Origin of the sequence: Burkholderia sp. S-53 (assembly GCF_025560745.1) — a bacterium.
GTDB lineage: Bacteria > Pseudomonadota > Gammaproteobacteria > Burkholderiales > Burkholderiaceae > Burkholderia > Burkholderia pyrrocinia.
The window spans coordinates 3,582,132-3,595,815 of sequence record NZ_CP090483.1; the positions used below are offsets into that span (position 1 = coordinate 3,582,132).

Annotated in this window: 13 protein-coding genes; 8 read left to right on the forward strand and 5 right to left on the reverse strand. The window is 69.6% G+C overall.

Annotated elements, in window-relative coordinates; genetic code table 11:
• Positions 1-6 precede the first annotated feature (6 nt).
• From LXM88_RS21650 to fliE, 3 genes are all read right to left on the reverse strand, one after another.
• Entirely contained in the window at positions 7-339 is a 333-nt protein-coding gene (locus LXM88_RS21650; RefSeq protein WP_262537712.1) for a flagellar protein FliT, read from the reverse strand.
• Positions 336-770 (reverse strand): flagellar export chaperone FliS, encoded by a 435-nt coding sequence (gene fliS / locus LXM88_RS21655; protein WP_262537714.1) that lies wholly within the window; start codon positions 768-770, stop codon positions 336-338. The genes LXM88_RS21650 and fliS overlap by 4 nt, the downstream gene beginning before the upstream one ends.
• 228 nt (positions 771-998) lie before the next feature.
• Entirely contained in the window at positions 999-1,343 is a 345-nt protein-coding gene (gene fliE, locus LXM88_RS21660) for a flagellar hook-basal body complex protein FliE (RefSeq protein ID WP_175005021.1), read from the reverse strand.
• A 250-nt stretch (positions 1,344-1,593) separates the two neighbouring features.
• On the opposite strand from fliE, the gene fliF reads away from it, so the two are divergent.
• The 6 genes from fliF to LXM88_RS21690 are packed head-to-tail and all read left to right on the forward strand — an operon-like array spanning position 1,594 to position 8,472.
• Positions 1,594-3,357, forward strand: coding sequence for a flagellar basal-body MS-ring/collar protein FliF (gene fliF, locus LXM88_RS21665; RefSeq protein ID WP_262537719.1), 1,764 nt, complete (start codon positions 1,594-1,596; stop codon positions 3,355-3,357).
• Positions 3,347-4,342: a flagellar motor switch protein FliG gene (gene fliG, locus LXM88_RS21670; RefSeq protein ID WP_262537722.1), complete on the forward strand. Its 996-nt coding sequence runs from the start codon at positions 3,347-3,349 to the stop codon at positions 4,340-4,342. Before fliF ends, fliG begins: the two co-directional genes overlap by 11 nt.
• Positions 4,335-5,018 carry a flagellar assembly protein FliH gene (gene fliH, locus LXM88_RS21675; RefSeq protein ID WP_262537723.1) on the forward strand — a complete coding sequence of 228 codons (684 nt, stop codon included), beginning with the start codon at positions 4,335-4,337 and terminating at the stop codon, positions 5,016-5,018. Before fliG ends, fliH begins: the two co-directional genes overlap by 8 nt.
• Positions 5,012-6,565: a flagellar protein export ATPase FliI gene (gene fliI, locus LXM88_RS21680; protein WP_262537724.1), complete on the forward strand. Its 1,554-nt coding sequence runs from the start codon at positions 5,012-5,014 to the stop codon at positions 6,563-6,565. Before fliH ends, fliI begins: the two co-directional genes overlap by 7 nt.
• Before the next feature lie 5 nt (positions 6,566-6,570).
• On the forward strand, positions 6,571-7,029 hold the full coding sequence (fliJ, locus tag LXM88_RS21685) for a flagellar export protein FliJ (RefSeq protein ID WP_262537725.1): 459 nt from the start codon (positions 6,571-6,573) through the stop codon (positions 7,027-7,029).
• Between the two features lie 30 nt (positions 7,030-7,059).
• On the forward strand, positions 7,060-8,472 hold the full coding sequence (locus LXM88_RS21690) for a flagellar hook-length control protein FliK (protein WP_262537727.1): 1,413 nt from the start codon (positions 7,060-7,062) through the stop codon (positions 8,470-8,472).
• 212 nt (positions 8,473-8,684) lie between these two features.
• Here the strand turns inward: LXM88_RS21690 and LXM88_RS21695 are convergent, their stop codons facing one another.
• On the reverse strand, positions 8,685-10,325 hold the full coding sequence (locus LXM88_RS21695) for a GMC family oxidoreductase (RefSeq protein WP_262537729.1): 1,641 nt from the start codon (positions 10,323-10,325) through the stop codon (positions 8,685-8,687).
• A gap of 385 nt (positions 10,326-10,710) precedes the next feature.
• Here LXM88_RS21695 and LXM88_RS21700 point away from each other — a divergent pair, with 385 nt between their 5' ends.
• The gene (locus LXM88_RS21700; RefSeq protein ID WP_262537732.1) at positions 10,711-11,067 is read left to right on the forward strand and encodes a hypothetical protein; all 357 of its coding nucleotides are present in this window, start codon (positions 10,711-10,713) and stop codon (positions 11,065-11,067) included.
• 39 nt (positions 11,068-11,106) lie between these two features.
• Positions 11,107-12,549 (forward strand): coniferyl aldehyde dehydrogenase, encoded by a 1,443-nt coding sequence (locus LXM88_RS21705; protein WP_262537734.1) that lies wholly within the window; start codon positions 11,107-11,109, stop codon positions 12,547-12,549.
• 72 nt (positions 12,550-12,621) lie between these two features.
• Here the strand turns inward: LXM88_RS21705 and LXM88_RS21710 are convergent, their stop codons facing one another.
• On the reverse strand, positions 12,622-13,656 hold the full coding sequence (locus LXM88_RS21710; RefSeq protein WP_412524124.1) for a serine/threonine protein kinase: 1,035 nt from the start codon (positions 13,654-13,656) through the stop codon (positions 12,622-12,624).
• Between the last annotated feature and the right edge of the window lie 28 nt (positions 13,657-13,684).

Genomic DNA, 13,684 nt, shown 5'->3' on the forward strand with positions numbered 1-13,684 from the left:
CGGGCCCTACCCGCGCGCGCGGTAGAGATCGGTCAATACCTTGGTCGAGCGCCGCGCCTCGAACAGCGCGGACAGCCGCGCGACGTCCGGGCTCGCGAGATCGCGGATCGCGGCGTCGTCGGCCAGGATACGGCGGATCAGGTCGAGCTTGCGGCCGAGATCGGATTCGTCGAGCGCGACGCCCGGATCGGCTTCCTTCAGCCCGTCGACGAGCTGCATGAATTCGGCCTGTAACCCCGGCAACGCGCTCCAGTCGGCGCTGCGCGCGGCGCACAGCATCCGGCCCGACACGGCTGCGAGCGCCTCGTAACGCGCGAAGTATTCGGCCTTCAGATTCATCGTGCTGCTTCCACTGCCTGTTGCGCGGCCATCCGCGCGACTTCCGGGGCGATGCCCGTCCATGCTTCCTCGAGCGTGGCGAGCAGCCCGTCGACCTCGACCAGCATCGCGTCGCTCGCCTGCGCGTTCGCTTCCAGCAGGCGCCGGCCGATATACGCATACAGCGCGTCGAGGCGGCCCGCGATCTCGCCGCCAGCGTCGCGGTTCAGCGACGCCTGCAGGCCGCTCTCGACGATCCGGATCGCCTTGCCGATCGCTTCGCCGCGTGCAGGCACATTGCCCTGCTGCAGATACATGCGCGCCAGCGCGATCGCCTGCCGCGCGCCCTGGTACAGCATCGCGATCAGCCGGTGCGGGGAGGCGCCCATCACCCCCGTCTCGACGCCGACACGCGCGTAGGCACTCGCTCCAGCGTGTCCTGGGGAAAACATGCGCTTCTCCTTGTTATGCCTTGGCTATACGGGAGCCGCTGCCGTGCATCGCACGACGCGGCCTTCTCCGGAGTTATCGGAAGGGATTTGGAAAGCTTTAGGCGCGCGGGGCCGCCGCCGGGCGTGGGAAACCGGCTTGCCGGCCCCCGCGGGCAAGCCCGGAGGCCGTCGCCGGATGGCCGTCCCCGGCTGCCCGCCGCCGGTGGCCGTCGCCGGATGCCCGTCGCATCACACCGACATCTGCATGATGTCGTTGTAAGCGCTCACCAGCTTGTTGCGAACCTGAAGCCCGAACTGGAAGCCGATGTTGGCTTTCTGCATGTCGACCATCACGTCGTTCAGCGACACGTTCGGCGCACCGACCTCGAACGCCCGCGCCTCGCCGAGCGCGTGCTGCTGGTCGCCGCTGATCTTGTCGAGCGACGCCTTCATCGCGCTCGCGAACGTGCCGGCCGTCGCCGCGCCCGAGCCGGCGAGCGCCGCCGTCGGGCTCGCGACGCCGCCCGACGCCTGCGCGGCCATCGACTGCATCTGTTGCAACACCGAACCGATTCCGCTGACGTTCGCAGTCATGCTGTCCCCAGACTTGAGAGAAGAGACCCGGACGCACCGGGCGTTTCCGCCGGCGCCGCACCACGCGCACCATGCCGGATCGCGAAAAAGGATAGCAGCGCGCCGCGCGGCAAAGCCGAGAAAGTACGGGGGAAACCCCGCTCTTTTCGGTCGATCGGAGTACGGCCCGGGTCACGATAATCGCATCGTGTCATTGTCCGCCCGCTCGTCCGAGCGAGCTCAGTCGTCCCGCTCCGGAGAAACTCGACGCATGGATTCGCAGGCCAACTCGCTGATCAACCCCGACGCCCGCGCGGGCCTCGCCAGCCCGGCGCCCGGCGCCGCCGCGGCCGCCGCGTTGCCGGGCGCGGGCGTCGCCGGCGCGGACTTCGGGTTCGGCGGCTTCGCGGAACGCATCCCCGGCATCTCGCGGATGAAGGGCAACCCGAAGCTGCCGTTCCTGATCGTCGTCGCGTTCGCGATCGCCGCGATTACCGCGCTCGTGCTGTGGAGCCGGACGCCCGACTACCGCGTGCTGTACAGCAACCTGTCGGACCGCGACGGCGGCGCGATCATTACCGCGCTCCAGCAGGCAAACGTTCCCTACAAGTTCGCCGATGCCGGCGGCGCGATCCTCGTGCCGTCGAACCAGGTGCATGAAACGCGCCTGAAGCTCGCCGCGATGGGGCTGCCGAAGGGCGGCTCGGTCGGCTTCGAGCTGATGGACAACCAGAAATTCGGCATCAGCCAGTTCGCCGAACAGGTGAACTACCAGCGCGCGCTCGAAGGCGAGCTGCAGCGCACCATCGAATCGATCAACGCAGTGCGCAGCGCACGCGTGCATCTCGCGATCCCGAAGCCGTCGGTATTCGTGCGCGACAAGGAAGCGCCGAGCGCGTCGGTGTTCGTCGACCTCTACCCGGGCCGCGTGCTCGACGAGGGCCAGGTCCAGGCGATCACGCGGATGGTGTCGTCCGGCGTGCCCGACATGCCCGCGAAGAACGTGACGATCGTCGACCAGGACGGCAACCTGCTGACCCAGTCGGCTTCGGCGTCCGGCCTCGACGCGAGCCAGCTCAAGTACGTGCAGCAGGTCGAGCACAACACGCAGAAGCGCATCGACGCGATCCTCGCGCCGATCTTCGGCGCCGGCAACGCGCGCTCGCAGGTCAGCGCGGACCTCGATTTCTCGAAGATCGAGCAGACGTCGGAAAGCTACGGCCCGAACGGCACGTCGCAGCAGGCCGCGATCCGCAGCCAGCAGACCAGCAGCGCGACCGAACTCGCGCAGGGCGGCGCGTCGGGCGTGCCGGGCGCGCTGTCGAACACGCCGCCGCAGCCGGCCTCCGCACCGGTCGTCCCCGGCAACGGCCAGAACGCGCCGCAGACGACGCCGGTCAGCGACCGCAAGGACCAGACGACCAACTACGAAGTCGACAAGACGATCCGCCATCTCGAACAGCCGATGGGCAGCGTGAAGCGGCTGTCGGTCGCGGTCGTCGTCAACTACCAGCCGGTCGCCGACGCGAAGGGCCACGTGACGATGCAGCCGCTGCCGCCCGCGAAGCTCGCGCAGGTCGAACAGCTCGTGAAGGACGCGATGGGCTACGACGAGAAGCGCGGCGACTCCGTGAACGTCGTGAACAGCGCGTTCTCGACCGCGAGCGACCCGTATGCCGACCTGCCGTGGTGGCGCCAGCCCGACATGATCGCGATGGCGAAGGAAGCCGCGAAGTGGCTCGGCATCGCGGCGGCCGCGGCGGCGCTCTACTTCATGTTCGTGCGCCCGGCGATGCGCCGCGCGTTCCCGCCGGCCGAGCCGGTCGCGCCGGCGCTCGCGGCGCCGGAAGATCCGGTCGTGCTCGACGGCCTGCCGGCGCCGGACAAGGCCGAGGAGCCCGACTCATTGCTGCTCGGCTTCGAATCCGAGAAGAACCGCTACGAACGCAACCTCGACTACGCGCGCACGATCGCCCGCCAGGATCCGAAGATCGTCGCCACCGTCGTGAAGAACTGGGTGTCCGATGAACGCTGAAGGCTTGACCAAGAGCGCGCTCCTGCTGATGTCGATCGGCGAGGAAGAGGCCGCGGAGGTATTCAAGTTCCTCGCGCCGCGCGAGGTGCAGAAGATCGGCGCCGCGATGGCCGCGCTGAAGAACGTCACGCGCGAACAGGTCGAGGACGTGCTGCAGGACTTCGTGAAGGAAGCCGAGCAGCACACCGCGCTGTCGCTCGATTCGAGCGATTACATCCGCTCGGTGCTGACCAAGGCGCTCGGCGAGGACAAGGCCGGCGTGCTGATCGACCGCATCCTGCAGGGCAGCGACACGAGCGGCATCGAGGGCCTGAAGTGGATGGACTCGGGCGCCGTGGCCGAACTGATCAAGAACGAGCATCCGCAGATCATCGCGACGATCCTCGTACACCTCGACCGCGACCAGGCGTCCGAGATCGCGTCGTGCTTCACCGAGCGGCTGCGCAACGACGTGCTGCTGCGGATCGCGACGCTCGACGGCATCCAGCCGGCCGCGCTGCGCGAGCTCGACGACGTGCTCACCGGGCTGCTGTCCGGCAGCGACAACCTGAAGCGCAGCCCGATGGGCGGCATCCGCACCGCGGCCGAGATCCTGAACTTCATGACGAGCGTGCACGAGGAAGGCGTGCTCGAAAGCGTGCGCCAGTACGACGCCGATCTCGCGCAGAAGATCGTCGACCAGATGTTCGTGTTCGAGAACCTGCTCGACCTCGAGGATCGCGCGATCCAGATGGTGCTGAAGGAAGTCGAGTCGGAAACGCTGATCATCGCGCTGAAGGGCGCGCCGCCCGCGCTGCGCCAGAAGTTCCTCGCGAACATGTCGCAGCGCGCGGCCGAACTGCTTGCCGAGGATCTCGACGCACGCGGCCCGGTGCGCGTGTCCGAAGTCGAGACGCAGCAGCGCCGCATCCTGCAGATCGTGCGCAACCTCGCCGAGAGCGGCCAGATCGTGATCGGCGGCAAGGCGGAAGACGCGTATGTCTGATTCGGCGAGTGATCGCGCGGGCACCCTCACCGCCTACCAGCGGTGGGAGATGGCGTCGTTCGACCCGCCGCCGCCCCCGCCGCCGCCCGACGACGCGGCCGCTGCCGCCGCCGCGCTCGCCGAGGAACTGCAGCGCGTGCGCGACGCCGCGCACGCCGAAGGCCATGCGGCCGGCCACGTCGAAGGCCAGGCGCGCGGCTACCAGGCCGGTTTCGAGCAAGGCCGCGAACAGGGTTTCGAGGCTGGCCTCGCCGATGCGCGCGAACATGCCGCGCAGCTCGCGGCACTCGCCGCGTCGTTCCGCGAGGCCGTGTCGACTGCCGAGCACGATCTCGCGTCCGACATCGCACAGCTCGCGCTCGATATCGCGCAGCAGGTCGTACGCCAGCACGTGAAGCACGACCCGGCCGCGCTCGTCGCCGCCGTGCGCGACGTGCTCGCGGCCGAACCCGCGCTGTCCGGCGCGCCGCATCTCGCGGTGAATCCGGCCGACCTGCCCGTCGTCGAAGCCTATCTGCAGGACGATCTCGATACGCTCGGCTGGAACGTGCGCACCGATGCGTCGATCGAGCGCGGCGGCTGCCGCGCGCACGCCGCGACCGGCGAAGTCGACGCGACGCTGCCCACGCGCTGGCAGCGCGTCGCCGCCGCGATCGGCAAGGTGAGCACGTGGTGACGCGGTCGCCCGAATCGCTCGCGCACGACGGCATGACGCCGCTCGAACGCGAACTCGCGCTCGCATCGTTCGGCCCCGCTGCCGCGTACGACACCGCAAACGACACGAAGCCGCACGCAACCGCTGCGGCGGCGGCCGCACACGACGCCGCACCGCGCGCGCCGCACAATCCGCATCTCGCGCACTGGCGTACGCACCTGAACGGGCTCGCCGCGCGCAGCCATCGCGCGCTGCCGCTGCGGCCGTGCGGGCGCCTCACGCGCGCGGCGGGCCTCGTGCTCGAGGCGATCGGGCTGCGCCTGTCGGTCGGCGCCGAGTGCACGATCGAATTGCCGCCCGGCAGCACGCTGCCGCACGCGGAAGCGGAAGTCGTCGGCTTCGCCGGCGACCGCCTGTTCCTGATGCCGACCACCGACGTCGCCGGCGTACTGCCCGGCGCGCGCGTGTGGCCGCTCGAAAGCGCGCCCGTCGCCGATCCGCTCGCGGGCGCGAAGCGGCTGCCGGTCGGCTGGGAGATGCTCGGGCGCGTCGTCGACGCGTCGGGCCGCCCGCTCGACGGGCTCGGCCCGCTCGCGTCGAAAGTCGATGCGCCGCTGTCGGCGCCGTCGATCAACCCGCTCGAACGCGAACCGATCCACCACGTGCTCGACGTCGGCGTGCGCGCGATCAACGCGCTGCTCACCGTCGGCCGCGGGCAGCGGATGGGCCTGTTCGCCGGCTCCGGCGTCGGCAAGTCGGTGCTGCTCGGCACGATGGCGCGCTACACGAGCGCGGAAGTGATCGTGATCGGGCTGATCGGCGAACGCGGCCGCGAAGTGAAGGAATTCATCGAACAAATCCTCGGCGAGGACGGGCTCGCGCGCTCGGTCGTCGTCGCGGCGCCCGCCGACGTGTCGCCGCTGCTGCGGATGCAGGGCGCGGCCTACGCGACGTCGCTCGCCGAGTATTTCCGCGACCAGGGCAAGCACGTGCTGCTGCTGATGGATTCGCTGACGCGCTACGCGATGGCGCAGCGCGAGATCGCGCTGGCGATCGGCGAGCCGCCCGCGACGAAGGGTTATCCGCCGTCGGTGTTCGCGAAGCTGCCCGCGCTCGTCGAGCGCACCGGCAACGGGCCCGAAGGCGGCGGCTCGATCACCGCGTTCTACACGGTGCTGACCGAAGGCGACGACCAGCAGGATCCGATCGCCGATTCCGCGCGCGCGATCCTCGACGGCCACATCGTGCTGTCGCGTACGCTCGCCGAAGCCGGCCACTATCCCGCGATCGACATCGAGGCGTCGATCAGCCGCGCGATGACCGCGCTGATCGACGAAACGCACCTCGACCACGTGCGGCAGTTCAAGCAGATGCTGTCGCGCTACCAGCGCAATCGCGACCTGATCGCGGTCGGCGCGTACGCACCCGGACGCGACGCGCAGCTCGACCGTGCGATCGCGCTCTATCCGCGCATCGAGGCGTTCCTGCAGCAGGGCTTTCGCGAATGCGCACCGTTCGCGTCGAGCCTCGCCGGGCTCGACGCGCTGTTCGACGCTTACGGAGGCTGATCCAGATGGCTCACGGCTTTCCCCTTCAACTGCTGCTCGACCGCGCGCAGGAAGACCTCGACTCGGCCGCGAAGCAGCTCGGCACCGCGCAGCGCGACCGCAGCGCGGCCGCCGACCAACTCGACGCGCTGCTGCGCTATCGCGACGAATACCACGCGCGCTTCGCGCAATCCGCACAGCACGGGATGCCGGCCGGCAACTGGCGCAATTTCCAGGCCTTCATCGACACGCTCGAATCGGCGATCGCGCAGCAGCGCAACGTGCTGGCCGCGGCCGAAGTCCGCATCGACGAAGCGCGCCCGAACTGGCAACAGAAGAAACGCACCGTCGGCTCGTATGAAATCCTGCAGGCGCGCGGCGTCGCGCAGGAAGCGCAGCGCGACGCCCGGCGCGAACAGCGCGACTCCGACGAACACGCCGCGAAGATCCTGCGCATGCGGGCCGACGCGGCCCGCTCGTCGTAACCGACCACCGCATTCGAACGAGAGAACCTCATGCCTCCTCTGCCCCTGCTCGGCGCGCTGATCGATACCGCCGGCGCCGCACTCAAGGCCGCCCGCGGCTCCGGTTCGTCCAGCGCCGCCGGCAACGACGCCACAACCGCCACGTCCGCCGTGCCGTTCGCGCAGACGTTGAAGCAAAGTGTCACCACGCGACGCGACGCGGCGAATTCCGCCACGCCGGATGCGTCGACGACACCGGCCGCGTCGAAGCTGGCCGCCGGCACGAAGCCGTCCAGCACGGACGACGATCAGTCGACCGACGACACGAACGCCGCCATCAACCCCGACGCCGGCGCACTTGCGGCGGCCGCCGCCGTGCAGGCACAACTGCAGGCACGCACGGACAACGCAACGCCAGCCGATGCCGCTGCCGCTGCCGCGGCCGCGGCCGTCACCGCTACCACCACCGCTGCCACTGCTGCCACTGCCGCGCAAAAGACGGCCGTGTCCGGCCAGCCCGACGCGACGGCGACTCTGGCGGACCACGCAGCCAACGATGCGGCCGCCCAGCCGGCCACGCCGGCGTCGAGCCGCGATGCGCTGCAGGCGGCGCTCGCCAAGCTGACGGGCGGCTCGGGTGCGATCTCGATGCCCGCAACCGGCACGACGGCCTCGACATCGGCACCGGCGCCGGCATCGTCCGCCTCGACCGCCTCGACCGCATCGACCGCCGCCGCTCCGCTGACGCCGAAGGTGCCGACGTTCGACCGCACGCTCACCGACGCGAAAGGGGCGCTCGCCACGCAGCAGACGCCGACGCAGGCCACCGCTCAGGCGCTGCAGGCCGACGCGAACGCACAGTCCGGCGCGCAGCATGCGCTCGCGGCGGCCAGCGACGCAACGGATCCGGCCGCCAGCGCGACGCTCGCGGCCGGCGCAACGGCTGCGGCCGCGGCGCAGGCGAACCTGCAGCTGTCGCCTGCGGCGAGCGCGATCGCCGCCGCCAACACGCACGTGCTCGCCCCGCACGTCGGCACCGCCGACTGGACGGACGCGCTGAGCCAGAAGGTCGTATTCCTGTCGAATGCGCACCAGCAGAGCGCCGAGCTGACGCTCAACCCGCCCGATCTCGGGCCGCTGCAGGTGGTGCTGCGCGTCGCGGACAACCACGCGCACGCGCTGTTCGTGTCGCAGCACGCGCAGGTGCGCGACGCGGTCGAAGCCGCGCTGCCGAAGCTGCGCGAAGCGATGGAAGCCGGCGGGCTCGGGCTCGGCAGCACGACCGTCAGCGACGGCGGTTTCGCGTCGCAGCAGCAGAACCCGCAACAGACCTTCGCAGGCGGCCAGCCGTCGCGGCGCGGGAACGGCGGATCGTCAGCCGTCGATGCACCCGCCGACGCTGCGCAATCCGCACCGGCCGCCGCGAGCGTGAGCCGCGCCGGCCTCGTCGATACGTTTGCATAGGGCCTGTTCCCGCTAATAACGGGCTTGCGCTGGCCGCCAGAAGGGCCAGGCGCAAGGAATGCGACGAAGCGAATACTCGACGTATTCGCGAGGAGCATGACGCAGCGATCGGCCCTTCTGGCGGCCAGCCCGACGAATGAATTTCTCCAAAACAGGGGAACGTGCGTTATTAGCGGGAACAGGCCCTGGCATTGCCGTCCGGTGCGCGCCGCTCAGCGGCCGTGCACCGCGGCAGCCGCCGCGCCGCTCGGCACACCACCCTTGCGCGCCGCGACGATGAAGTCCGCGGCGCGTTCGCCGATCATCACCGACGGCGCATTCGTGTTCCCGCCGACCAGCGTCGGCATCACCGACGCATCCACCACGCGCAACCCTTCGACGCCGCGCACGCGCAGTTGCGGATCGACGACCGCGCGCGCATCGGAGCCCATCCGGCACGTGCCGACCGGGTGATAGATCGTGTCGGCATGCGCGACGATCGTCGCGCGCAGCTCGGCTTCGCTCTGGTCCGCCCGCGTGTACAGCTCGCGCCCGCCCTGCGACGCGAGCGGCGCCTGCGACAGGATGCGGCGCATCGCCTGCGTGCCGCGCACGAGCAGGTCGAGATCGCGCGTATCGCTGAAGAAACGCGGATCGATCAGCGGCGCGTCGCGCGCATCGCCGCTCGCGAGCGTCACCGTGCCGCGGCTGAACGGCCGCAGCGCGCACACGTGCAGCGAATAGCCGAAACCCCAGTGCATCTTGCGATTGTGGTCGTCGACGAGCGCCGTGCAGAAATGCAGCTGCAGGTCGGGCCGCGCGAGCGATGGATCGCTCTTGATGAAACCGCCTGCCTCCGCGACGTTGCTCGTCATCATCCCCGTGCGGCTCGAGAAATAGCGCGCGAGCGCGGGCGTCATCTTCGCGATCCCGCGCAGGCACACGCCGACCAGTTCAGACGAATTCACGCGCGTGTTGATGATGAAGTCGATGTGGTCGATCAGGTTCGTGCCGACGTCCGGCGCATCCTGCACGACCGCGATCCCGTGCCGGCGCAATTGCTCGGCCGGGCCGATCCCCGAACACATCAGCAGTTGCGGCGAATTGAACGCGCCGGCCGACAGGATCACTTCCGCGCGCGCGCCGAGCGTCTCGACGCGGCCGTTGCGCGACACCGCGACGCCGACCGCGCGCTTGCCGTCGAAGCCGACGCGCAGCACCGTCGCGTCGGTGATCACGTGCAGGTTCGGGCGGTTGCGGCCATAGATGTAAGCACGCGCGACGCTGCAGCGCGAGCCGTCGCGGTGCGTGACCTGGTAGAAGCCGACGCCTTCCTGCGTCGCGCCGTTGAAGTCGTCGTTCAGCGGATAGCCGGCCGCGTGCGCGGCCTGGATGAATCGTTCGGAGAACGGATTGCGAAAGCGCAGATCGGACACCGACAGCGGACCGTCCGCGCCGTGCCACGCATCGGCGCCGCGCTCGTTGCCTTCCGCTCGGCGGAAATACGGCAGCACATCCTGCCAGCCCCAGCCTGTCGCGCCGAGCTGCGCCCACTCGTCGTAGTCGCCCGGGTGGCCGCGCGTATAGATCATCGCGTTGATCGCGCTCGAGCCACCCATCCCGCGCCCGCGCGGCTGGTAGCCGCGCCGCCCGCCGAGGCCCGGCTGCGGCACCGTCTCGTAGCCGTAGTTCGTGCCGAGCTTGAACGGCACCAGCGCCGCGATGCCGACCGGTATGTTGACGAGCAGGTTGCGCTCGGTATGCGCGCCGGCCTCGATCAGCGCGATCGTCGCGTCGGGGCAGGCATCGGCGAGACGGCCTGCCAGGCTCGAACCGCCCGAACCCCCGCCGACGATGATGTAGTCGTATTGCATGTCACGTCTCCGTCGTGTCATGGAAGGCGCCCGGCACCGCCGTGCGACCGCGTCCCCTCTTATAGGTCCTGTTTGCATAGGGAGCGCACATGCGTTCCCCATGCAAACAGACCGTAGTGCTCGGGCATTGTAGGAATGGCCGTCATGCACGCGGCGCGCGGATTCAAGAGCGATTCCTCTAAACGCCCGCATGAACTAAATTTAAGATGTATCGATTCGCTTCGCGCGACGCGCCGGCCACGAGAAGCCGATCCGTCGCGAAACGGGAGAGACGACGATGCAGCGCCAGGTTCTGCAGGCCGTGTGTCGACCGGGTTGTCCGGATGCACCGCACGCGGCCTGCATTTCATTTCAAACGGCTGCCCGCGCAGGGACGGTCGGCGTCATGCGCGCAGCCGATCGAAATCGAACGGCACGCGTCGTCGCCGACCGTTTGGACGGCTGTCCGCCGCAGCGGCACGATGTGCTGCGGCTCGAATCAGCATGCGCGTCGCACTACCCCGCTTCGGTGCGCAGGCAAGCGCTCGCGCTGCAGCGTCGCGTGCCCGGTCGTTACCGCATCAGGCCATGCGTGCATGCCGTGCGGCACCACGTTCGCATGCGGAAACCGTCGCGCGGATGCGACGCCCGCCGCACGCTGCAACCGGTTTTCGAACACCCGTCGCATCCGGCCCTGCGCCGCGCGACGCGCACCACCCCGATCCGCGCCGCCGCGCTCGCCGAGCGCTCGCGTGCGGCGTGACGGCTGGCCGACCAGCCCGGCCCAACTGGAGGAGACGAGATGAAAAACGACCTGCCCGAACTGGCCCCGCAAGCACTGTCGTCGGCGGATGCGCTGACGTCGCTGCTGCGCGACCAGCGCGCGGCCTACCTGCGCGCACCGTACCCGGCCTGGGAGACGCGCGCGCAGCACCTGCGTGCGCTGCGCTCGATGCTGCTCGACCACGCGGATGCGCTCGCCGAAGCAATCAGCGCCGATTTCGGCCATCGCTCGAAGCAGGAAGTGCTGCTGTCGGAAATCTGGATGGCGAAGGAAGAGATCGACGACGCGCTCAAGCACGGCAAGCGCTGGATGAAGCCGATCCGCAAGCCGATGAACAAGTGGCTGCGCCCGGCGCGCGCGAAGGTGATTCCGCAGCCGCTCGGCGTGGTCGGCATCGTCGTGCCGTGGAACTACCCGGTGCTGCTCGCGGCCGGCCCGCTGATCTGCGCGCTTGCGGCCGGCAACCGCGCGATCGTCAAGATGTCCGAACTGACGCCGCGCACGTCGGCGCTGTTCGAGCAACTGATCGCGAAGACCTTCACGCGCGACCACGTCGCGGTCGTGAACGGCGATGCGGAGGTCGGCGCCGCGTTCAGCGGGCTGCCGTTCGATCACCTGCTGTTCACCGGCTCGACGCAAGTCGGCCGCCACGTGATGCGCGCGGCCGCCGACAACCTCACGCCCGTCACGCTCGAACTCGGCGGCAAGTCGCCGGCGATCGTCGGCCCGAATGCACGCTTCGACGCAGCCGTCGACGCGATCGTCGCGGGCAAGACGCTGAACGCGGGCCAGACCTGCATCGCGCCCGACTACGTGCTGCTGCCGCGCGGGATGGAAGCCGCATTCATCGAGCGGGCGCGAGCACGGTTAGCGAAGATGTATCCCGACCTGTCGACCAACGGCGATTACACGACGATCGTGTCGCCGCGCCATTACGCCCGGCTGCAGCAACTCGCGAGCGATGCGCAGGCGGCCGGTGCGCAACTGCATCCGCTGTCCGATGCGCAGTCCGATCCGGCGTCGCGCCGCTTCGTACCGTGCGCGGTCACGCAGGTGCCGGCCGCGTCGCAACTGATGCAGGAGGAAATCTTCGGGCCGCTGCTGCCGCTCGTGCCGTACGAACGGCTCGACGAGGCGATCGCGTATGTGAATGCGCGCCCGCGTCCGCTCGCGCTCTACCTGTTCGACGAGGACGGCGGCACGATCGACCGCGTGATGCGCGAAACGATCTCGGGCGGCGTGACGGTCAACGAGGCGCTGATGCACATCGCATGCGGCAGCCTGCCGTTCGGCGGCGTCGGTGCGAGCGGCATGGGCGCGTATCACGGCTACGACGGCTTCGTGACGTTCTCGAAGATGAAGCCCGTGCTCACGCAGGCGCGGCTGAACACGCGCGGCCTGATCGCGCCGCCGTACGGCAAGCGCTTCGCCGCGGTGATCAAGCTGATGCTGAAGCTCTGATCGGAACGGGCCGCGTGCATCGCGCCGCGGCCCGCGCAAGCCTGTCGCGCGGCGTCGGTGCCGCGCGCACTGTCACACGGGCCAGAGCGGCCCTTCCTGCATCGCGCCGATCTGCTCGCGCAGTTCGAGTACGCGTTCTTCCCAGTAACGATGCGTGTTGAACCACGGAAACGCTGCCGGGAACGCGGGATCGTCCCAGCGCCGCGCGAGCCACGCTGCGTAGTGGATCAGCCGCAACGTGCGCAGCGCTTCGACGAGATGCAGCTCGCGCGGCTCGAATTCGCAGAAATCCTCGTAGCCGGCCAGCAGGTCCGCCAGCGCGCGCGACGCGCCTTCGCGATCGCCCGGCAGCAGCAGCCACAGATCCTGGATCGCGGGCGCCATCCGGCTGTCGTCGAAGTCGACGAAATGCGGGCCGGCATCGGTCCACAGCACGTTGCTCGGATGACAGTCGCCGTGCGTGCGCAGCAGGCGGATCTCGCCCGCACGTTCGAACGCGGCCTCGACCCCTTCGAGAGCAAGCGTGACCGCCGTCTCGTACGCGGGTCGTACGTCATCCGGAATGAAATCGTGCGCGAGCAGGTAGTCGCGCGGCTCGTAGCCGAAGGTCCCGATGTCGAGCACGGGGCGCGCGACATACGGCTGCGTCGCGCCGACCGCATGAATCCGGCCGATGAAGCGGCCGAGCCATTCGAGCGTATCGCTGCGATCGAGATCGGGTGCGCGGCCGCCGCGCCGCTCGAAGATCGAGAAACGAAAGCCGTCGAACGCGTGCAGCGTGCGGCCGTCGAACGTGCGCGCAGGCACCGCCGGAATCTCGCGCGCGGCGAGTTCGGCGACGAACGCGTGCTCTTCGAGGATCGCGTCGTCCGACCAGCGTGCCGGGCGGTAGAACTTCGCGACGACCGGCGGGCCGTCTTCGATGCCGACCTGGTAGACGCGGTTTTCGTAGCTGTTGAGGGCGAGCAGGCGCCCGTCGGTGCGCAGGCCGGCCGGGATCAGCACGCTGTCGAGCGCGTCGAGCACGCACTCGGGCGTGAGGCCGGCGAACGGCGGCGGCCCGGCGGGGGAAGCTGGAGCGGAAGTGACTTCGTTCATGCCCCGCATTGTGCCGCCAGCCGGGCCGAAAGACGAG